This window comes from Bradyrhizobium sp. STM 3557, from assembly GCF_045571465.1.
Taxonomy (GTDB): domain Bacteria; phylum Pseudomonadota; class Alphaproteobacteria; order Rhizobiales; family Xanthobacteraceae; genus Bradyrhizobium.
Window position 1 is genome coordinate 6,555,391 of record NZ_CP120697.1, and the last position, 20,180, is coordinate 6,575,570.

At 64.1% G+C, this 20,180-nt stretch carries 18 protein-coding genes; 6 read left to right on the forward strand and 12 right to left on the reverse strand.

The window, feature by feature from the left end; all coding sequences use genetic code 11:
- Window positions 1-6: 6 nt before the first annotated feature.
- The gene (locus P6U24_RS30305) at window positions 7-318 is read right to left on the reverse strand and encodes a polyhydroxyalkanoic acid system family protein (protein WP_407156094.1); all 312 of its coding nucleotides are present in this window, start codon (window positions 316-318) and stop codon (window positions 7-9) included.
- Between the two features lie 165 nt (window positions 319-483).
- Between P6U24_RS30305 and P6U24_RS30310 the strand changes: the two genes are divergently transcribed.
- A complete protein-coding gene (locus tag P6U24_RS30310; protein ID WP_407156095.1) occupies window positions 484-648 on the forward strand; it encodes a DUF3309 family protein in 165 nt (54 codons plus the stop codon).
- Between the two features lie 190 nt (window positions 649-838).
- Here P6U24_RS30310 and ligD read toward each other — a convergent pair whose 3' ends face one another.
- Window positions 839-3,511: a DNA ligase D gene (ligD, locus tag P6U24_RS30315; protein ID WP_407156096.1), complete on the reverse strand. Its 2,673-nt coding sequence runs from the start codon at window positions 3,509-3,511 to the stop codon at window positions 839-841.
- Between the two features lie 121 nt (window positions 3,512-3,632).
- Here ligD and P6U24_RS30320 point away from each other — a divergent pair, with 121 nt between their 5' ends.
- Window positions 3,633-4,517 carry a Ku protein gene (locus P6U24_RS30320; RefSeq protein ID WP_407156097.1) on the forward strand — a complete coding sequence of 295 codons (885 nt, stop codon included), beginning with the start codon at window positions 3,633-3,635 and terminating at the stop codon, window positions 4,515-4,517.
- A gap of 103 nt (window positions 4,518-4,620) precedes the next feature.
- On the opposite strand, the gene P6U24_RS30325 is transcribed toward P6U24_RS30320, so the two are convergent.
- The 8 genes from P6U24_RS30325 to P6U24_RS30360 form a co-directional block, all read right to left on the reverse strand.
- Entirely contained in the window at window positions 4,621-4,893 is a 273-nt protein-coding gene (locus tag P6U24_RS30325) for a DUF6496 domain-containing protein (RefSeq protein ID WP_407156098.1), read from the reverse strand.
- Window positions 4,894-4,974: 81 nt separating this feature from the next.
- Complete coding sequence (locus tag P6U24_RS30330) at window positions 4,975-5,664, reverse strand: response regulator (RefSeq protein ID WP_407156099.1); 690 nt, start codon at window positions 5,662-5,664, stop codon at window positions 4,975-4,977.
- Window positions 5,661-8,378 carry a DUF4118 domain-containing protein gene (locus P6U24_RS30335; RefSeq protein WP_407156100.1) on the reverse strand — a complete coding sequence of 906 codons (2,718 nt, stop codon included), beginning with the start codon at window positions 8,376-8,378 and terminating at the stop codon, window positions 5,661-5,663. The genes P6U24_RS30330 and P6U24_RS30335 overlap by 4 nt, the downstream gene beginning before the upstream one ends.
- A gap of 45 nt (window positions 8,379-8,423) precedes the next feature.
- Complete coding sequence (locus P6U24_RS30340) at window positions 8,424-9,029, reverse strand: K(+)-transporting ATPase subunit C (RefSeq protein ID WP_407156101.1); 606 nt, start codon at window positions 9,027-9,029, stop codon at window positions 8,424-8,426.
- 124 nt (window positions 9,030-9,153) lie between these two features.
- Window positions 9,154-11,265 carry a potassium-transporting ATPase subunit KdpB gene (gene kdpB, locus P6U24_RS30345; RefSeq protein ID WP_407156102.1) on the reverse strand — a complete coding sequence of 704 codons (2,112 nt, stop codon included), beginning with the start codon at window positions 11,263-11,265 and terminating at the stop codon, window positions 9,154-9,156.
- A gap of 24 nt (window positions 11,266-11,289) precedes the next feature.
- Window positions 11,290-12,993: a potassium-transporting ATPase subunit KdpA gene (gene kdpA / locus P6U24_RS30350; protein WP_407156103.1), complete on the reverse strand. Its 1,704-nt coding sequence runs from the start codon at window positions 12,991-12,993 to the stop codon at window positions 11,290-11,292.
- Between the two features lie 39 nt (window positions 12,994-13,032).
- Window positions 13,033-13,122, reverse strand: coding sequence for a K(+)-transporting ATPase subunit F (locus tag P6U24_RS30355; protein WP_407156104.1), 90 nt, complete (start codon window positions 13,120-13,122; stop codon window positions 13,033-13,035).
- Between the two features lie 13 nt (window positions 13,123-13,135).
- Window positions 13,136-13,264: a hypothetical protein gene (locus P6U24_RS30360; protein ID WP_407156105.1), complete on the reverse strand. Its 129-nt coding sequence runs from the start codon at window positions 13,262-13,264 to the stop codon at window positions 13,136-13,138.
- A 318-nt stretch (window positions 13,265-13,582) separates the two neighbouring features.
- Here P6U24_RS30360 and P6U24_RS30365 point away from each other — a divergent pair, with 318 nt between their 5' ends.
- The 4 genes from P6U24_RS30365 to dapA all read left to right on the forward strand — a co-directional run bounded on the left by P6U24_RS30365 (window position 13,583) and on the right by dapA (window position 15,728).
- A complete protein-coding gene (locus tag P6U24_RS30365) occupies window positions 13,583-14,032 on the forward strand; it encodes a hypothetical protein (protein WP_407156106.1) in 450 nt (149 codons plus the stop codon).
- A gap of 24 nt (window positions 14,033-14,056) precedes the next feature.
- Window positions 14,057-14,341 (forward strand): hypothetical protein, encoded by a 285-nt coding sequence (locus P6U24_RS30370; RefSeq protein WP_407156107.1) that lies wholly within the window; start codon window positions 14,057-14,059, stop codon window positions 14,339-14,341.
- 143 nt (window positions 14,342-14,484) lie between these two features.
- A complete protein-coding gene (locus tag P6U24_RS30375; protein ID WP_407156108.1) occupies window positions 14,485-14,757 on the forward strand; it encodes a hypothetical protein in 273 nt (90 codons plus the stop codon).
- Window positions 14,754-15,728 carry a 4-hydroxy-tetrahydrodipicolinate synthase gene (gene dapA / locus P6U24_RS30380; RefSeq protein WP_407156109.1) on the forward strand — a complete coding sequence of 325 codons (975 nt, stop codon included), beginning with the start codon at window positions 14,754-14,756 and terminating at the stop codon, window positions 15,726-15,728. Before P6U24_RS30375 ends, dapA begins: the two co-directional genes overlap by 4 nt.
- On the opposite strand, the gene fdhF is transcribed toward dapA, so the two are convergent.
- Together fdhF and P6U24_RS30390 are read right to left on the reverse strand one after the other, a co-directional pair.
- The gene (fdhF, locus tag P6U24_RS30385) at window positions 15,670-18,438 is read right to left on the reverse strand and encodes a formate dehydrogenase subunit alpha (protein ID WP_407156110.1); all 2,769 of its coding nucleotides are present in this window, start codon (window positions 18,436-18,438) and stop codon (window positions 15,670-15,672) included. The genes dapA and fdhF overlap by 59 nt on opposite strands.
- Window positions 18,435-20,138 (reverse strand): NADH-ubiquinone oxidoreductase-F iron-sulfur binding region domain-containing protein, encoded by a 1,704-nt coding sequence (locus P6U24_RS30390; RefSeq protein ID WP_407156111.1) that lies wholly within the window; start codon window positions 20,136-20,138, stop codon window positions 18,435-18,437. Before P6U24_RS30390 ends, fdhF begins: the two co-directional genes overlap by 4 nt.
- Window positions 20,139-20,180 lie beyond the last annotated feature (42 nt).

Here is a 20,180-nt window from a genome sequence, read left to right on the forward strand (position 1 = left end):
CAGTCGTCAGCCCTTTTTCGTCAGCAGCAGCTGCCCGCGACTGCGGATGGCTGCCTGCGCCACTTCGGCGAAGCGCTGCAGCAGCCAGGGCAGCACCACCTCGACGCGCACGTCCGCCTCGCCGACATTGATGTGGCCGGACGCCGCCTGTCCCAGCGCTCGCACACGGAAAGTCATCTGATCGCCGTCCCAGTGCTCTTCGTCGACCTTTAGCACCGGCACGCTGCTCGCAGCGCGCGTCAGACCGTGCTTCAGCCGCCGCAATGCCTCTTCTTTGCCGAGACGGTGGGGAATGGATACGACAAGTGGTGCGGACATCGGATGCCCTCGTTATTGACGCACTGCACGCACAGCAGCGCTGTTCCGAAAGACACAGTGCATTTTTCCCAACAACGCCCCCGGAACTTTCGAAGTTCCCACCGGTTTCCTCGGCGAAGGCAGAGCAAATTGTCGCCCTCCTGCTGCCGGGGCGAAGGAGGAGTCATGTCTATCGGAACAATCATCCTGATCATTCTCGTGATCGCGCTGCTCGGCGGGTTCTCGGGCATCGGCGGCGGGCCCTTCTACGGCACCGGCTATTACGGCGGCGGCGGTCTCGGCCTGATCATCATCATCCTGCTGATTCTGTTGTTGCTCGGGCGAATCTGAACTCGCTTGCATTCACCCGACGCTGGCATGTCGGACTACCAATAACAACTGGTCGTCATCGCCCGCGAAAGCGGGCGATCCAGTATTCCGAGGCGCTCGTGATCGGCCGAGGGGTCTCGGCGTACTGGATGCCCCGCCTGCGCGGGGCATGACACTGAACTCAATCAACCAACTGCGTCGAAGCGGAGGGTCAAATCTTCTCCGCCAGCTTCTTGATCGCCGGCTTGATCGACGCGGCCGCATCATCATAGTCCTTCCAGGCTTTTGACTTCGCCAGCAGGCCAGGCACGGTGCGGACCGTGTAACGCTTCGGATCGAGATCGTTCTTCACCTGGGCCCAGGTCAGCGGCATGGACACAGTCGCTCCAGCCCGCGCGCGCGGCGACAACGGCGCCACCGCGGTCGACATCCGGTCGTTGCGCAGATAGTCGAGGAAGATCTTTCCCTTGCGCAGCTTCTTGGACATGTTGAGCAGATATTGCTCGGGGTTGTCGTTCGCCATCCATTGACAGACGCCTTGCGCGAACGCCTTGGCTTCCGGCCACGTCACCTTGTCCCGGGCGCCATAACGCAATGGCGTCACCACGTGCAGTCCCTTGCCGCCCGTGGTCTTGCAGAAGCTTTCGAGCCCGACATCCTTGAGCCGCTGCCGCATCTCCTTGGCGGCGGCAATGACCTCCTCGAAATCGACGTTCGGCGCAGGATCGAGGTCGAACACCAGCCGGCCCGGAACCTCGTAATCATCCGGTGCGCAATTCCAGGGATGCAGCTCGACGGCCGCGACCTGCGCGACGGCGATCAGGCCTTCGACGCGATCGATCTGCAGATAGGGCTTGCGATCACCCCAGACCTTCGCCAGTTCAAGCAGATCGGATTGGCCCTGCATGCCGTGGCGCTGGAAGAATTTCTCGCCATCGATGCCGTCGGGCGCGCGCACGATCGAGCACGGCCGCCCCTTCAGGTGCGCGATCATCCACTCGCCGACATCCTCGAAATAGCGCGCCAGATCGAGCTTGGTGACGGGCTCGGCGTCGCCGGCGTCCGGCCACAACGCCTTGTCCGGTTTCGAGATGGTGACGCCCATCACCGCGGCTTCTCTTGTCTTCGACGGCGTCCGATGCACGACCGTGCCGGCGCTTGCGGCGGTCGCGGCGGCCCGCGCCAGCGGCTTCTTGACCTTGGTCATGACCGGCTCCTCCGCCACGACCTCGCTGGCCTGTTTGTCGTGGCGCAGCCCCTTGAACGCCGCCTGACGGACATTGCCGCCCTCGGTCCAGCCGGCGAACTCGATCTCCGCCACCAGCTCCGGCTTCAGCCAGTGCATATCACGGGTCTTGCGCGGCACATTCTCGCCGCCGAACGGATTGTCGTTCGAAGCCGCGCGTTTCAGCGCCGGCATCAGCTGCTTGACCTTGTCCTGGCCGAAGCCGGTGCCGACGATGCCGACATAGGCGAGATGATCGCCCTTGTTCACGCCGACCATCAGCGAACGGAATTTGCCATTGGTCGTTTTCCAGCCGCCGATCACGACCTCATGTCCGGGGCGGGTCTTGGCCTTGGTCCAGCCCTCGGTGCGGCCGGAATGATAGGGCGCGTCGAGCCGCTTGGAGACGATCCCTTCCAGATTGAGCTTGCGCGCCGATTCCAGCACGGTCTCGCCGTCGCTTTCGAAATGCTCGACGTAGCGGATATGAGCGTTCTTGCCCTTGATATGCGCCTTCAACAGCTTCTGCAGCCGCTGCTTGCGATCCCGCAGCGGCAACTGCCGCAGATCGAGGCCTTCGGCGAACATCAGATCGAAGGCAAAGAAGATCAGCTCATCTGTTTGCCCCTCCGAGATCGCCGCCTGCAGCGCCGAGAAATTCGGATTGCCTTTGCCGTCGAGCGCGACGATTTCGCCGTCGACGATCGCATCCGGCAGCTTGCCGGCCTCCGCGGCAATCGCACCGAACTTGGCCGTCCAGTCCAGGCCCTTGCGCGTCTTCAGCGTGGCCCGGCCATCCTCGACGCGGATCTGCACGCGATAGCCGTCAAATTTGATCTCGTGGCCCCAGCCCTCGCCGCCCGGCGGCTCGTCAACGGATATGCAAAGCTCCGGCTTGACGAAATCGGGCATCGTCGCGGCCGTCTTGGGCCCGATCGCTTTGGCCTTCGGTGCGGGCGCCTTGGAGGCCAACGTCTTTGCCCGCGCCTCATGGGCATCGCCGCGATTGGAGTGCCAGACAGCGTCGGCATTCATGCGCGTCGTCTTCGCCATCATGAAGGGCTTCGGCGCCCGGCCCTTGCCGGCCGCGATCTGCTCCATGCTGCGCCCGGAGGCGATGGATTTGTCCTGATCCAGGATGTCGTTGGCCTCGCCTTCGCGCGCATTCTCGTCGCGATGCTTGATCAGAAGCCAATTGGTGCGCTTGCCGCCGGTGCGGTCGTGCCGCATCCGAACCAACACCCAGGAGCCATGCAGCTTGCCGCCGTCCAGCGTGAACTTCAGGTCGCCCTTCTTGAAGCCCTGCTCGGGATCGCCTTCAGGCTCCCAATAGCCGCGATCCCACAGCATCACGGTGCCCCCGCCATACTGGCCTTCCGGAATCGTGCCTTCGAAGTCGCCATAGTCGAGCGGATGATCCTCGACCTCGACCGCGAGCCGCTTATCATGCGGATCGAGCGACGGCCCCTTGGTCACCGCCCATGACTTGAAGACGCCGTCATATTCCAGGCGCAGATCGTAATGCAGCCGCGTCGCATCGTGCTTCTGGATCACGAAGCGGAGGCGCTTCCCGGGGGCGACCTTGACGTCGCCCGAAGGCTCCGCCGTCTTGTCGAAATCCCGCTTCTTCCGATAGGTGGAGAGCTTCTTCAGCGCCACGGCCGTCGTCCTGATCAGATATGCCGGCCGCGAGCCTAACACGCCGCGCCAGCCGCTCGGAACCAAAACCCCCAAGGCCGGTTGGAGTTCCCAAATCCCTGGAAATGCTGGAGATTATTGCATGGCGCCGCGTGCTTATTGGAAAGGTTCGCTCAAGCTGTCGCTGGTGAGCTGCCCGGTCGTGCTCTATCCGGCCTCGACCTCGGTCGAGAAGACACGCTTCCACATGATCAACCGCGAGACCGGCAACCGGCTGAAGCAGCAGATGGTCGACGCCGAGACCGGCGAGGTCGTCGAAGGCGATCAGAAGGGGCGTGGCTATGAGCTCTCCAAGGGCAAATATGTCGAGATCGAGCCGGAGGAGCTGGAGGCGGTGCAGATCGAGAGCAACCATACGATCGACATCGACAGCTTTGTGCCGCGCGAGGAGATCGACAAGCGCTATCTCAATCATCCCTACTACATCGCCCCCGATGGCAAGGCGGCCGTCGATGCCTTCGCCGTGATCCGCGACGCGATGAAGGACCAGGACCGCGTTGCGCTGGCGCGCATCGTGCTGACCAATCGCGAGCACGTCATCGCCATCGAGCCGTGCGGCAAGGGCCTGCTCGGCACCACCCTGCGCTTTCCCTATGAGCTGCGCGACGAGAGCGAGTTCTTCGACGACATCAAGAACCCGAAGATCACGAAGGACATGGTCGAGCTCGCCAGCCATATCCTGGACAGCAAGGCCGCGCATTTCGATCCAAGCAAATTCAAGGACGAGTACGAGACCGCGCTGAAGGCGCTAGTCAAGCGCAAGGCCTCCGGCAAGACCATCAAGATCCCGGAGCCCGAGGAGCGTCCGAGCAACGTCATCAACCTGATGGATGCATTGAAGCAAAGCCTGAAGGGCAAGCGCGCGGCGAAGGCCGCACGCCACTCCTCCTCCAGGCGCTCCCACGCACAGCGGCGTCCCGCCAGGAAAGCACATCGTTCGTCCGCGCGGGCACGGAAAGCGGGTTAGTTCGCAGTCATTGCGAGTGCAGCGAAGCAATCCAGACTGCCTCTACGATGACGGTCTGGATTGCTTCGTCGCTTCGCTCCCCGCAATGACGCTGAGAGAGACGTCAGCTCTTCTTCTTCGACTTCCGCTTCTTCGATGTCTTTTTCTTGGACTTCTTAGTCGACCTCTTCTTCGTCGATTTCTTCGCGCCCTTCTTCGGCGGCACCTTCTTGCCTTCGCGGCGGGCCTCGGACAGGCCGATCGCGATCGCCTGCTTTCGGCTCTTGACCTTGCGGCCGGAGCGCCCGCTCTTCAATGTGCCGGCTTTCCTTTTCTTCATCGCGCGTCCGACCTTCTTGGACGCACCCTTGGAATATTTGCGAGTCTTACGTGCCATGGAATTTTCTCCTGATGACACGAAAGTAATCACGGCAGTTCCTGTTGGTTCCGAATCGGTGTTCCCGGTGGACAGCATGCATCAGTCCGGCGCACGAAGCCGGTAGCCGATGCCGGTTTCGGTCAGCACGAACTGCGGTCGTTCGGGATCGGATTCAATCTTCTGCCGAAGCTGCCGCACATAGACGCGCAGATATTGCGCGTCCGTCAGCTCATCCCACAGCTCCTTCAGCAGGAAGCGGTGGGTCAGCACCTTGCCGGCATGTTGCACCAGCACGCGTAGAAGATCATATTCCTTCGGCGACAGCTTGATCTCGCGCTCACCGACCTTGACGATGCGCCTGACGAGATCGACGGAGAGATCACCTGACCGAAACACCGGCCGCTCGCCCTTGACCTGCAGCTGATGCCGCAGCGCCGCTCGCAAGCGTGCCAGCAGCTCATCCATTCCGAACGGCTTGGTCAAATAGTCGTCGGCGCCGAGATCGAGTGCCTCGACCTTGCCCGCCTCGTCGCCGCGGCTCGACAGCACCACGATCGGCACACCGTCATCACGACCGCGGATCATGCGGAGCAGCTCATGCCCCTGAATATCAGGCAGACCGAGATCGAGGATGATGAGCGCCGGGTGCTGCGCCAGAAACTCCAGCGCAAGCTTGCCGTTCGAGGCCTCCAGGATCTCATAGCCCTGTGTGCTCAGGCCCATCCTGAGCAGCTTTCGGATCGGCGGCTCGTCGTCGATGACGAGAACCTTGATCGGAGCCCCGGTCATGCGGCGGTATCCAGTGATTGGCTTCGCGAGGGGACGGGCAGATGTATGGTCAGCACGGCGCCGCGGCGGTCACCGCGATTTGCCGCGGTGATGCGGCCGTGCATGGCCTCGATGAAGCCGCGCGAGATCGCAAGGCCGAGACCCGTGCCTGGCCGTACATGATCGCCCTTCTGCACCCGATAGAATTTGTCGAACACATGCTCGACCTCGCCAGGCGGGATCCCCTCGCCTTCGTCACTGATATCGATCACCACCCATTGCCCATCCCGTAGAGCGCGAATTGCGATCGTGGTATCGGCGGGCGAATATTTGGCCGCGTTGTCGAGCAGATTGAACAGTACCTGTTCGAACAGCACCGCGTCGAGCTCCAGCATCGGCAGATCGGCCGGAAGCTCGAGCGAGACGTTGTGGCTCGCCAGGATCTTGCTTGCCCGGCGCAGCGCGCTGCCGACGATCTCACTGAGATCGTGCGGCGCGCTGTTCGGCACGATCGCGCCGGATTCCAGCTTGGTCATGTCGAGCAGATTGGCGATGAAGCGGTTGAGACGTTCGGACTCGTCGATCACCGTCGCGAGCAGATCGGCCTTCTGCTGATCGCTGAGGTTGCCTGCAAGATCACGCATGGTGGAGGCGGAGCCGAGCACGGAGGCCAGCGGCGTCTTCAGGTCATGCGAGATCGAGGTCAGCAGCGCCGCGCGCAGCCGGTCCTGCTCCATGGTGCGCTTGACGCGGTCCATATCCTCGACCAGCAGCACCCGTTCGATTGCAAGCGCGCCCTGGTCCACCAGCGCATCGAGCAGGCGCCGCTGATCGGGCGTGAGCAGCGGCCCGGTGCGGTCATCATCGATGCCTATGACTCCGATCAGACCGCGCCCGGTGCGCATCGGCAGAAACAGCCGCTTCGCGCCTGGCAAGGTGTCGGAGCCGCGCCCCGCCGCACGATCGTTGCTCCAGGCCCAGCTCGCCGCGGCGAGGTCGGCATCATCGAGCTGGTCTTCCGGCGGATAACCCGCCATCACCGTCAGCTTGCCGCCCTCGGGCAGCAGCAGCACCACGCGCACCTTGAGCATCAGCGCGGTCTGATAGGCGGTCGCCCACAACACATCATCCAACGTCGCGGTGCCTGCGAGCTTGCGGCTGAAGGCATAGAGCTGCTCGGTCGTCCGGACACGGCCGATTGCGGTATCGGCCTGGACACGCACGCGGCCCGCAACATTGGAGACCAGCACCGCGATCAACATGAAGAAGAAGAATGCCGCGATGTTGGTCGGGTCGGTGATGGTGAAGGTGTAGATCGGAGGCAGGAAGAAGAAATTGTAGCAGAGCGAGGCGAGGACGCTTGTGAGCAGCGATGGCCACAGGCCATAACGCGCAGCCACGCCGACCACGGCGGTCAGGAACACGAGATCGACATTCTCGACGCCGAACCAGGGCTGGATCAATTCCGCAACCCCGAGGCCGAGCGCCGTGATCAGGACCGCCGTCAGGTAAGGGCGCGGCCGGAACGGCTCGCTGCGGGCGCGGGTCTGCACCGGAGTGCTTGCATTGGCAGGCAACTCGTCGCCAGCGATCACATGGACACTGATATTACCGGCGCGCCGCACCAAATCGTGCACCACCGAGCCCTGCACGATCTCGAACAGGCGCGAGCGGCTGGACTTGCCGATGATGATCTGGGTGACGTTGTGCCCTTGGGCAAAATTGATGAGATCGTCGGCGATATGCCTGTTGACACCGGGCAGCGTGAGCGCCTCGCCGCCGAGTGATTCAGCCAGCCGCAACGTGTCGGCGAGGCGATCGCGCTGCGCATAGGTGAGCTGCAGGCTGCGCCGTGTCTCAATGGTGATCGCGGTCCAGGGCGCATGGACCCGATCGGCCAGCCGTTTGGCATAACGCACCAGCCCTGCCGCCCGCGGGTCCTCGCTGACGCAGACCAGGATGCGCTCGCCGGCCGCCCAGGGCCCGGCGATCGCGTTCGCCTGCATGTGGGTGAGCAATTGCTCATCGACACGCTCGGCCGTACGGCGGAGCGCGAGTTCGCGCAGCGCGGTCAGATTGCCGGGCGAGAAATAATGCTCTAGCGCCCGCTCCGCCTGCTTGGGCACATAGACCTTACCCTCGCGCAGGCGCTGGATCAGGTCGTCGGGCGTGAGGTCGATCAGCTCGATCGCATCGGCGCGATCGAACATCGAGTCCGGCACGGTCTCGCGTACCCGCACATGGGTGATCTGGGCGACAACGTCGTTGAGGCTTTCGATGTGCTGGACGTTGACGGCGGTATAGACATCGATGCCGTGCGACAGCAGCTCCTCGACGTCGAGATAGCGCTTGGGATGGCGGCCCCCGGGGACGTTGGTATGCGCGAGTTCGTCGACCAGCGCCAGCTTCGGCTTGCGCGCGATCACCGCGTCGAGATCCATCTCCTCGAGGATCTGGTCCTTGTAGGCGATGCGCTTGCGCGGGATCACCTCGAGCCCGCGGACCAGGGCCTCGGTCTCGGCGCGGCCGTGGGTCTCGACGTATCCCACCACCACATCGACGCCGGCCTTGAGCTTGGCATGCGCACTTTGCAGCATCTCATAGGTCTTGCCGACGCCCGGCGCCGCGCCGACGAAGATCTTCAGCTTTCCCGCAGGGCTGTCCTCGCGCCTGAAGGCCTCGAGCAGGGCTTCCGGCGAGGGACGTTGATCTAGATCGCGGCGTTGACTGGCCATATCGCACTATAGATACGCGAGTGGATGCGCCAAGGCCAGCGCGTCCTATCTGCCCGGCGCCGCATCAAGCGTCATGTTGAGCGCCAGCACATTCACGCGCGGCTCGCCGAGAATGCCGAGCAGGCGTCCTTGTGTGTTTTGCGCCACCAGGGCGCGGACCCGATCCTCCGGCAGGCTGCGCGCCTTGGCGATCCGCGGCACCTGGAAGGCGGCCGCCTCCGGCGAGATGTCCGGATCGAGGCCGCTTCCGGAGGTCGTGACCAGATCGACCGGCACTGCTTGCGAAGGGTTCTCCGCCTTCAGCTTCTCCACGTCATCCTTGAGGCGGTCAGCCAGCGCCTTGCTGGTCGGGCCGAGATTGGAGCCCGACGAGTTGGCGGCGTTGTATGGTGCCGGCACGGTCTTGGTCGAATCGCTGGGATCGGGTGCCGTGGTCGCCGAGGGACGGCCGTGGAAGTATTTGTCATCCTTGAACTCCTGCCCGATCAGGACGGAGCCGACCACTTTGCCATCGCGCTCGACCAAGCTGCCCTCCGCCTGGGACGGGAAGATGATGCCGGCGATGGCGGTCATGGCCAGCGGAGAGATCAGGCCGGTGATGATGGTGAGCGCCAGCAGGACGAAAATGGCGGGACGGATTTCTCTGAGCATTGTGATGTCTCCGAACTAGAGGTGTCATTGCGAGCGAAGCGGAAGCAATCCAGGATCTTTCCTTGGATGCAGTCTGGATTGCTTCGTCGCCTTCGGCTCCTCGCAATGACGGCTGTTATGGTGTTCAGGCCAGGTGCAAGGCGGTCACCACGAGATCGATCGCCTTGATGCCGATGAAGGGAATGATGATGCCGCCCACGCCGTAAATCATCAGGTTGCGGCTGAGCAGCGCGCCGGCTCCGATGGCCCGGTAGGCGACGCCCTTCAGAGCCAGCGGAATCAATGCAATGATGATCAGCGCGTTGAAAATGATCGCCGACAGGATCGCGCTTTGCGGACTTGCCAGGTGCATGATGTTGAGCACGTTGAGCTGCGGATAGAACGCGAGGAACATCGCGGGAATAATGGCGAAGTACTTCGCGACGTCATTGGCGATCGAGAACGTCGTCAGCGCGCCGCGCGTCATCAATAGCTGCTTGCCGATCTCGACCACCTCGATCAGCTTGGTCGGATTGGAGTCGAGGTCGACCATGTTGCCGGCCTCGCGCGCGGCCTGCGTGCCGGTGTTCATGGCGACGCCGACATCAGCCTGCGCGAGTGCCGGCGCGTCGTTGGTGCCGTCGCCGCACATTGCCACCAGCTTGCCCTTGGCCTGCTCGTCGCGGATCAGCTTCAGCTTGTCCTCGGGCGTCGCCTGCGCCAGGAAATCGTCGACGCCAGCTTCGGCTGCGATGGCAGCGGCCGTCATCGGGTTATCGCCTGTTATCATGATGGTGCGGATGCCCATCCGGCGCAGCTCGGCAAAGCGCTCGCGGATGCCGCCTTTGACGATATCCTTGAGCTGGATGACGCCGAGCAGCCGGCCGTCCTTGGCGACGGCCAGCGGCGTGCCGCCGGCTTTGGCGATCTCGTCTGATATCGCACGCACTTCGCGCGCCACATCGCTCTCCAGCGCTGGCTGGATCGCCCGCACCGTATTGCCCGAGGCGAGCTGCGCGGTACCACCGCCGATGTAATTTAGTATGGCATCGACTGCGCCCTTGCGGACTGACGAGCCGCCGGCATCGACGCCGCTCATGCGGGTCTGTGCCGTGAAGGGCACGAAAGTGGCGCCGAGCTCGGCCATGTCGCGGCCGCGGATGCCATACTTCTCCTTCGCCAGCACCACGATGGAACGGCCTTCCGGCGTCTCATCCGCTAGCGAGGCGAGCTGCGCGGCATCCGCGAGCTCGTGCTCAGTGACGCTACGCACCGGTCGGAAGGCTGTCGCCTGCCGGTTGCCGAGCGTGATGGTGCCGGTCTTGTCGAGCAGCAGCGTGTCGACGTCCCCTGCGGCTTCCACTGCGCGGCCCGACATCGCCAGCACGTTGAACCGTACCAGGCGGTCCATGCCGGCGATGCCGATCGCGGAGAGCAGCGCGCCGATCGTGGTCGGGATCAAGGTGACGAACAGCGCGACCAGCACCACCACCGAGATCGAGCCGCCGGCATAGGCCGCGTAGCTCGGAATGGTCACGGTCGCGAACACGAAGATGATGGTGAGGCCCGCAAGCAGGATGTTGAGCGCGATCTCGTTCGGCGTCTTCTGCCGCTCGGCCCCCTCCACCAGCCTGATCATGCGATCGATGAAGGTCGAGCCTTGCGCGGCCGTGATCCGCACCTTGATCCAGTCGGACAAGACCTGCGTGCCGCCGGTCACCGCCGAGCGGTCGCCGCCGGATTCCCGGATAACAGGCGCCGACTCACCGGTGATAGCTGCTTCGTTCACCGACGCCACGCCCTCGATCACCTCCCCGTCGGACGGGATGATGTCGCCCGCCTCGACCAGGACGATGTCGCCGACCTTGAGGCTGGTGCCCGGCACCAGCCGAACGGCGTCCTCAGATCCCGCCAGCAGCTTGGCCTGGCTCTCGGTGCGGGTCTTGCGCAGCGAGTCCGCCTGCGCCTTGCCGCGACCTTCGGCGACGGCTTCCGCGAAGTTCGCGAACAGCACCGTGAACCAGAGCCAGAGGATGATCTGGAAGGTGAAACCGAGGTCTGCGCCGCCGGTCATGATATCACGCAGGAAGATCACGGAGGTGAGCGCAGCCACGATCTCGACCACGAACATCACCGGGTTCTTCGCCATCAGCCGCGGGTCGAGCTTGGTGAACGACGCCTTGATCGCCGGCAATACGATCTTCGGATCGAGCATCGCCGAGACGGGCGTGCGCTTTTGCAGTTTCATGGTTTCCATCGAAGTCACTCCGAGAGCAACGGATCAGAACAGGGTGCCAGCGTTCATCGCCAGATGCTCGACGATCGGGCCGAGCGCGAGCGCCGGGAAGAAGGTCAGGCCGCCGATGATCAGGATCACGCCGACGACGAGGCCGACGAACAGGCCGCCGGTGGTCGGGAACGTGCCCGCCGACGGCGGCACTGATTTCTTCTCGGCGAGCGAGCCCGCGATGGCCATCGCCGGCACGATCATGAAGAAGCGGCCGACGAACATCGAGCTCGCGAGCGTCAGGTTGTAGAAGAAGGTGTTGCCGGTGAGGCCAGCGAAAGCCGAGCCATTGTTGGCGGTCGCCGAGGTGAACGCATAGAGCACCTCGGTGAAGCCATGCGGGCCGGCGTTAGCCATGGATGCGACCGCCGACGGCAGTACCACCGCGACCGCGGTCCAGCCGAGATACATCAACGGCAGCACCAGGATCGCGAGCATCGCCATCTTGACCTCGCGGGCCTCGATCTTCTTACCGACATATTCCGGCGTGCGGCCGACCATCAGTCCGGCGACGAAGATCGCGAGCACGACGAACAGCAGCATGCCGTAGAAGCCGGCACCTACTCCGCCGACGATGATCTCGCCAAGTTGCATGTTGATCAGCGGGATCATGCCACCGAGCGCGGTGAAGCTGTCATGCATCGCATTGACCGCGCCGCAAGACGCCGCCGTGGTGATGACTGCGAACAGTGAGGACGCCACGATGCCGAAGCGGACTTCCTTGCCTTCCATGTTGCCGCCCGTCAGCCCGAGCGCGCTCAGCGTGGAGGTGCCGCTGGCCTCGGCCCAATAGGTCACGGTGACGCCGGCGATGAACAGCACGCCCATCACGGCAAGGATCGCCCAGCCCTGGCGCTGGTTGCCCACCATGCGGCCGAACACGTTGGTGAGCGCCGCACCGATCGCGAAGATCGAAATCATCTGTACGAAATTCGACAGCGCCGTCGGGTTCTCGAACGGATGCGCCGCGTTGGCATTGAAGAAGCCGCCGCCATTGGTGCCGAGCATCTTGATCGCGACCTGCGAGGCGACCGGGCCAACGGCGATGGTCTGCTTGGCGCCTTCAAGCGTCGTGGCCTCAACATACGGCCCAAGCGTCTGGGGTATGCCCTGCCAGACCAGGAACAGCGTGTAGACGATGCAGATCGGCAGCAGCACATAGAGCGTGCACCTGACAATATCGACCCAGAAATTGCCGACCGTGCGCACCGAGGCGCGGGCAAAGCCGCGGATCAGCGCCATCGCCAGCACGATGCCGGTCGCGGCCGACAGGAAATTCTGGTGCGTCAGCCCCAGCATCTGGACGAGATAGGAAACGGTGCTTTCGCCGCCGTAGTTCTGCCAGTTCGTATTGGTGAGAAAGCTGATCGCGGTGTTGAACGATAGGTCCTCGGCCACGGCCGATTGGCCGGCCCGATTGAACGGCAGCACGGCCTGCAGCCGCATCACGCCGTAGATGATCAGGAAGCCACCAACATGAAACAGCAGCATCGCGACCGTGTAGGTCAGCCAATGCTGCTCACGCCGTTCGTCGACACCACCGACCCGGTAGATCGCGGACTCCACCGGCCGGAGCACCGGCGACATGAAGGTGCGTTCACCGTTGAAGACGCGCGTGAGGTACCAGCCGAGTGGTTTCACCAGCGCGACGACAACAGCGCAATAAAGGATGATCTGGAGCCAGCCGATCGCTGTCATGGATGTTGCCTTTGAGGACGCGTGAGGGTGGGAGGCCGGTCAGAACCGTTCGGGCCGCAGCAGCGCGTAGGTGAGATAGAACAGAAGGCCGAGCGAGACTGCGGCGGCGAGGGAATAGTCGAAGATCATGGCGCGTCTCCTCCTAGAGCCGTTCACAGGCATAGGTGTAGCCAATCGCCAGTGCGAAGAAGCCGGCGGCCAGCGCCAGCATCAGGATGTCCAGCATGATTTGCTCCTGTTTGCGCGATATCTCGCGCAACGTTCCGGGCACGGGATCTACGACGCATCCAGCGTGAGCTGATTCTGCGCGCTCGGGTTTTCGTGCTCAGGAGATGCCAGCCGGGCCATAGGTTTTCGAGACGGTCTAGCCGGCGAAGTTATAGGAATCTCATAAAGGCGCGGTGCCCGAAGCGCGGATATCGCCAATGGAGCAGATGCGCAGCAAATAGGAGAAAAATTCCAATTCCGCACGGTATTTATGCCGGCTTTATATCTTCGGCCGGTCCGCCATCTCGTTTTCAAACAGCTGTCGGGACCATCTTGCCTGTCGCAGTCCCAGTACGGGATCACCTGACGACAGGATGACAGCATGCAACTCCTGGCCGGACATCACCAAGTGGATGAATTCTTTGATCCGGCCGGCACAACGGCCGCCGTGATCGCGAACATTCTTGGCAGCAGCCATCATTCGGGGACGCGCCGTCAACACGCAGAAGGCGCAGCACAGATCGGACGGTTGATCCAGTCGGGTGCCCGGATCGATGCCGCGCTCGCGTTGATCGCGCTGGAATTGCCGCAATGGCAGCTTCGACGCATCGCTTATGATGGCGGCGAGTGGCACTGCGCGCTCTCGCGGAGGCGCGAACTCGCGGATTGGCTCGATCAATCCGTGGACGGCTGGCATTCCGATCTCGCCTTGGCGCTACTCGACGCCCTCGTCGAGGCACAGCAGGTGGTCGCATCGTCGCGCCAGCCGAGCGTCCTGTCGCCGCTGACGGATGCAATGTGCACGCCGCTGTGCTGCGACAATTTCTCCTGACGTCCTTGCATTGAGGAGGTCGGCGTGGCGCATTTCGCAGACACATCGGCGCGGCTGAAACCAGAGCAGGTGTTGCTGCGCTTCGGCATACGGACCGCGATCCTGACCCTATTCGCCGCGTTCGGCAGTATCGGCTTCGGGCGCAGCATCGCTGCGCTGCTTTGGATGACCATCATTCTCTGCGCCGTGATCGGCATGATGCGCCGCGAGCGCGTCTTCACCGCGGGCCTGAACCATTGGGACGAGATGGCCGCCTATACGGCGCTGTATTGCGCGGTCATGGAGATCAATCAGCTATCAGCCTCGTAAGCAGCATCTCCCCCCTACGCAGGACTTATGAGATCGCCCACGAGCCGCCTCGCATTCCTATCCATCCCCCTCAATATTGATCGACGAAGCGGAGCGCCTGCGCGACAGGCGTCTTCCGCTCGAACACCGAAGGGACCACGTCCATGAAACTTGTCGAACCTCCCTCGTGCAGCACCTCGGCCGCACTCGTCTTCATCGGCCGTAACCGAAGCGGCCAGTGGGTCGCGCAGGAGCAGAACGGTTTGTTTGGCGGTCTGTTCGTCGACCGTGCGCAGGCAATCAAATATGCGCTGTTCGAGAATGGGCATCATCCCGAGGCGATCGTCGAACTCGCGCGCGCCATCGAACTCGACACCGAGGGCCGGCTCGCGCCGGCCGGGCTGCTGCTCGGATTTGGAAGGCCGCCGGTCGCATGAGCAGCAACGTCGTGCCCTATCGCTGGGGCGGCCATCCAGCCAAATGGCTCGCAGGCTTCATCCCCGACATTCCGACGCCCTTCAGCGCTGATGGCAGCATCGACCTCGCTGCGTTCGCCGCGCTCTGCGAGCGCCAGATCGCAGCCGGGACATCCGCAATCCTGATCTGCGACACCGCAGGCGAGGCCTGGACGCTGACGCCGGCCGAACGCACGCAGCTGATCCGCACCGCGGTCGAAACCTCGCGCAAGCGCTTCCATGTCATCGCTGGCGCCGGTTCAAACGCCACGCATCAGGCGGTCGAGCTGACCCGGCAAGCCGCGGCGGCGGGCGCCGACGCGATCCTGTCGGTCGTCCCCTACTACAACAGGCCGATGCAGGAGGGCATGTTTGCGCATTTCGGCGCCGTCGCCGAGACCACTGCACTGCCGATCATCCTGCACGATTGTCCGGCACGGACTGCGCGCGTCTTGTCCGATGACACGTTGCTCCGCTTGGCGCAATCGGGCCAGTTCGTCGGCCTCTGCGACAGCACCGGCGATGTCGCGCGCGTGGCGCGGCTGCGATCGCAACTGCCACCAGCCTTCCGGCTGCTGGCTGGCGATGCATCCACCGTACTGGCCAGCATCGCCGCGGGCGTCGATGGCTGCATGTCCCCGCTTGCCCTGGTGGCGCCGGAGCTGTGCCAGGCGATGTTCATACAGGGCCAGCGCCGACGCTGGCGATCCGCACGCCGGCTGCACGGCTTGGCGCTGCCGCTGCTCGATGCTTTCGCGCGGGAGACGCCTGCGGCCCTCAAATACGCCTTGAGCCTGCAAGGGCTGGGGCGTCCGGACATGCGGCTGCCGCTGGTCGAAGCCGACGACAACACCAAGGCCATGGTCGCAGATGCCATGGCCTTGCTCGCTCTGCCTACTCCGCCGCCGCGTTGCGAAGCTCGGCACGCTCCGCCCGCGCCGCGCAGAATTTGAACTCCGGGATCTTGCCGAACGGATCCAGCGCGGGATTGGTCAACAGGTTGGCAGCAGCCTCCGCGTAACAGAACGGCATGAACACCATGTTCTCCGGCACGTCGCGGTCCGCGCGCACCTTGACCTCGATCGCGCCGCGCCGCGTCTCCAGGCGGATGAAATCGCCGGGCGCCAGCTGCTTGCGCCGCATGTCCTTCGGCGACATGAAGGCGACCGCTTCCGGCTCGATCTGGTCGAGCACGGCGGCGCGGCGCGTCATCGAGCCGGTGTGCCAATGCTCGAGCATGCGCCCCGTCGAGAGCACCATCGGGTACTCGTCGTCGGGCACCTCGTCCGGCGGGATGATGTGCGCCGGCACGATCTTGCCGCGGCCACTCTCTGTCGGGAAGCCGGTGGTGAAGATGATCTCGTTGCCGGGCTTGTTGGGATCATCTGCCGGATAGGTCACCGCGCCCTCGCGCACCAGCCGCTCCCAAGTAATGTTCTTGAGCGACGGCATCAGCTCGGCCATCTCGGTGAAGACCTCGCCAGGCCCGGAATAGTTCCAGGGCAGACCCATGCGCTTGCCGATCTCCTGGATGATCCAAAGATCCTGTCGCGCATCGCCCGGCGGCTTGATCACCTCGCGCGCGAGCTGCACGCGCCGGTCGGTGTTGGTGAAGGAGCCGGATTTCTCCGCGAAGGCGGAGGCCGGCAGGATGACGTCGGCATGGAACGCGGTCTCGGTGACGAACAGGTCCTGCACCACGAGGTGATCGAGCTTGGCGAGCGCCTCGCGAGCGTGCTGCAAGTCAGGATCCGACATCGCCGGATTCTCGCCCTCGATATACATGCCGTGGATTTCGCCGGCGTGGATCGCGTTCATGATCTCGACCACCGTGAGCCCGCGCACGGGATCGAGCTCCTGTCCCCATAGCTTTTCGAAGGCGCCGCGCATGTCGGCGCGGCCGACCGGCTGATAGTCCGGAAAGAACATCGGAATCAGGCCGGCATCGGACGCACCCTGCACGTTGTTCTGCCCGCGCAGCGGATGCAGGCCCGTGCCGGGGCGGCCGACCTGGCCGGTGATCAGGGCCAGCGCGATCAGGCAGCGCGCATTGTCGGTGCCGTGGACATGCTGGCTGATGCCCATGCCCCAGAAGATGATGGATGATTTGGCCGTCGCGTAGTCCCTGGCGACTTGGCGCAGCGTTTCCGCCGGGATGCCGCAGACCGGAGCCATGCGCTCGGGAGTGAACTCCTGGATCTTCGCCTTCAGCTCCTCATAGCCTTCCGTGTAGCCGGCGATGTACTGATCGTCGGTCAGGCCTTCCGTGATGATGGTGTTGATCATCGCGTTCAGCATCGCGACGTCGCTGCCGGGCTTGAAGGCGAGATGCGCGGTCGCGTGGCGTGACAGCGTCTGCCGCCGCGGATCCATGACGTACAGCCTGGCGCCGCGCTTGGCCGCATTCTTGATGTAGGTCGCGGCGACCGGATGGTTCACGGTCGGGTTGGCGCCGATCACCCAGATCACCTCGGCATCGGCGGCGGCCGCGAACGGCGCCGACACGGCGCCGGAGCTCAGACCTTCGAACAGCGCCGCAACCGAGGAGGCGTGGCACAGCCGGGTGCAGTGGTCGACATTGTTGGAGCCGAAGCCGGTGCGCACCAGCTTCTGGAACAGATAGGCTTCCTCGTTGGAGCCCTTGGCCGAGCCGAAGCCGGCGAGCGCCTTCGGTCCCTTCTCGTCGCGAATCTTGACGAGGCCTTTCGCGGCGATGTCGAGCGCTTCCTCCCAGCTCGCCTCGCGGAAATGCGTGAACGGATTGGCGGGATCGACCTGGTCGTTGGCGTCCTTCTTGACGCCCGGCAACCGCACCAGCGGCTTGGTCAGCCGGTTCGGATGATGGATGTAGTCGAAGCCGAAGCGGCCCTTGACGCAGAGCCGGTTGTGGTTGGCCGGGCCGTCGCGCCCTTCCGCGTAGATCACCTTCTCGTCCTTGACCTGGTAGGTGACCTGGCAGCCGACGCCGCAATAGGGGCACAACGAGTCGACCTTGCGATCGGCATAGGTGACGCGGGTCTGGTTCTCGTCGAGCATCACGGCCGGCATCAGCGCGCCGGTCGGACAGGCCTGCACGCATTCGCCGCAGGCCACGCAGGTGGATTCGCCCATCGGATCGTCGAAGTCGAACACGATCTTGGCCTCGGCATTGCGGTAGGCCATGCCGATGACGTCGTTGACCTGGACCTCGCGGCAGGCGCGCACGCAAAGCCCGCACTGGATGCAGGCGTCGAGATTGACGCGCATGGCCGGATGACTGGGATCGGCCTGCCAGCGCTCCACAGACGGAAACCGGCTTTCAGTGACGCCCGTCTTCTCGGCCCAATGCCAGAACTTGGAATCGGGATCGTGCGAGGTCTCGCGCGCCGGCTGATCGGCGACCAAGAGCTCCATCACCATCTTCTGCGCCGCGACCGCGCGCGCGCTCTCCGTCTTCACCTTCATTCCGACGGTCGGCGTGCGCTTGCAGGAGGCCGCGAGCACGCGCTCGCCTTCGATCTCCACCATGCAGGCACGGCAATTGCCGTCGGCGCGATAGTCGGGCGCCGGCGAGTAGCAGAGATGCGGGATCTCCTTGCCCTGCCGCTGCGCCACCTGCCAGATGGTCTCGCCTAGCTTGGCTTCGACGTTGACGCCATCGAGTTCGAACGTGATCGTAGTCATTCCGCGGCGTCCTTGAACTCATCGGGGAAGTATTTGATGACAGATGTCAGCGGGTTCGAGGCGGCCTGGCCGAGCCCGCAAATCGAGGCATCGCGCATCGCCTGGCTCAATTCGTCGAGCAACGGCTTGTTCCAGACCGGCCGCTGCATCAGCAGCGCCGCCTTCTGCGTGCCGACGCGGCACGGCGTGCACTGGCCGCAGCTCTCGTCCTCGAAGAACTTCATCAGGTTGAGCGCCGCCGCGCGCACGCTATCCTGCTGCGACAGGATCACGACCGCGGCCGAGCCGATGAAGCAGCCGTATTTCTCAAGCGTGCCGAAATCGAGCGGGATGTCGCCCATTGACGCCGGCAGGATGCCGCCGGACGCGCCGCCGGGCAGGTAGGCATAGAAACTGTGGCCGTCGGCCATGCCACCGCAGAACTCGTCGATCAGCTCACGCACGGTGATGCCCGCGGGCGCCAGCTTGACACCGGGATCCCTCACGCGACCCGACACCGAATAGCTGCGCAAGCCTTTGCGGCCATTGCGCCCGTGACTGCTCCACCATTCCGCGCCCTTCTCGACGATGTCGCGCACCCACCACAAGGTCTCGACATTGTTGATCAGGGTCGGCAGGCCGAACAGGCCGACCTGGAACGGATAAGGCGGCTTGTGCCGCGGCAGGCCGCGCTTGCCCTCGATGCTCTCCAAGAGCGAGGATTCCTCGCCACAGATATAGGCGCCGGCGCCGCGGCGTAAGTGCAGCACCGGGCCGCCCCGCGGCAGCTTGGCAATCTCGCGGACCAGGATTTCGCGCGCGATCGGATATTCGTCGCGCAGATAGATGTAGACCTCGCCGGCCTCGACCACATGCGCGCCGATCAGCGTACCCTCGAGGAAGCGGTGCGGATCGCTGTACAGATAATGCCGGTCCTTGAAGGTGCCCGGCTCGCCCTCGTCGCCATTCACCGCCATCAGCCGCGGCCCTGGCTCACCGAGCACGGCACGCCATTTGCGGCCGGTCGGAAAGCCGGCACCGCCAAGCCCGCGCAGGCTGGAATCGTCCAGCGCTTTGAGGATGTCGTCGCGCGTGATGCGCCCGGCGCGCAGATCGCCCAGCAGCTCGTAGCCGCCGCCGGCGACATAGGCGTCGTAGTCGATGTAATCCGGAACATGCGGATGGGTGTCGCCGCGGCCGGCGGTCGCGAGCACCTCATTTGTCGTCGCCCGATGCACGAAGTGGTGGCCCACCTCTGCGACCGGCGCGCTATCGCACAGACCGACGCAGGGCGCGCGCACGACGCGGATGCCGGGGCCGGCCTGCTGCTGCAGCTCCTGCAGCAAGGGCTCGGCACCCATCATCGCACAAGTGATGGAATCGCAGACGCGAATGGTGAGCGGCGGAACTGGCCGATCGCCCTCCTTCACCACGTCGAAATGGGCGTAGAAGGTGGCCGTCTCGAACACCTCGGCAAACGAGAGCTTCATCTCGTCGGCCAGCGCCGCAAGATGAGCCGCCGAGATCTGACGGTACTTGTCCTGGATCAGGTGCAGGTGCTCGATCAGCAAATCGCGGCGTCGCGGCAGATCGCCGAGCAGCTCGGCGATCTCGTGGGCGGCGGTCGGATCCACCTGCCGCCCCTTGGGCGTCGCCTTGGCGCGCCGGCGCCCCTCTCCGGGATGCTCGAATGCACGCACGCGATGCACGTCTTCAGTCATGAGGCGTTCCGTTTCGATTATTGCTTGTCGCCACTCTAGCTC

Coding starts and splice junctions, on each gene's coding strand:
- P6U24_RS30305 (WP_407156094.1), bottom strand. CDS start 318: ATGTCCGCACCACTTGTCGTATCCATTCCCCACCGTCTCGGCAAAGAA.
- P6U24_RS30310 (WP_407156095.1), top strand. CDS start 484: ATGTCTATCGGAACAATCATCCTGATCATTCTCGTGATCGCGCTGCTC.
- P6U24_RS30320 (WP_407156097.1), top strand. CDS start 3,633: ATGGCGCCGCGTGCTTATTGGAAAGGTTCGCTCAAGCTGTCGCTGGTG.
- P6U24_RS30325 (WP_407156098.1), bottom strand. CDS start 4,893: ATGGCACGTAAGACTCGCAAATATTCCAAGGGTGCGTCCAAGAAGGTC.
- P6U24_RS30330 (WP_407156099.1), bottom strand. CDS start 5,664: ATGACCGGGGCTCCGATCAAGGTTCTCGTCATCGACGACGAGCCGCCG.
- P6U24_RS30335 (WP_407156100.1), bottom strand. CDS start 8,378: ATGGCCAGTCAACGCCGCGATCTAGATCAACGTCCCTCGCCGGAAGCC.
- P6U24_RS30340 (WP_407156101.1), bottom strand. CDS start 9,029: ATGCTCAGAGAAATCCGTCCCGCCATTTTCGTCCTGCTGGCGCTCACC.
- kdpB (WP_407156102.1), bottom strand. CDS start 11,265: ATGGAAACCATGAAACTGCAAAAGCGCACGCCCGTCTCGGCGATGCTC.
- kdpA (WP_407156103.1), bottom strand. CDS start 12,993: ATGACAGCGATCGGCTGGCTCCAGATCATCCTTTATTGCGCTGTTGTC.
- P6U24_RS30355 (WP_407156104.1), bottom strand. CDS start 13,122: ATGATCTTCGACTATTCCCTCGCCGCCGCAGTCTCGCTCGGCCTTCTG.
- P6U24_RS30365 (WP_407156106.1), top strand. CDS start 13,583: ATGCAACTCCTGGCCGGACATCACCAAGTGGATGAATTCTTTGATCCG.
- P6U24_RS30375 (WP_407156108.1), top strand. CDS start 14,485: ATGAAACTTGTCGAACCTCCCTCGTGCAGCACCTCGGCCGCACTCGTC.
- dapA (WP_407156109.1), top strand. CDS start 14,754: ATGAGCAGCAACGTCGTGCCCTATCGCTGGGGCGGCCATCCAGCCAAA.
- fdhF (WP_407156110.1), bottom strand. CDS start 18,438: ATGACTACGATCACGTTCGAACTCGATGGCGTCAACGTCGAAGCCAAG.
- P6U24_RS30390 (WP_407156111.1), bottom strand. CDS start 20,138: ATGACTGAAGACGTGCATCGCGTGCGTGCATTCGAGCATCCCGGAGAG.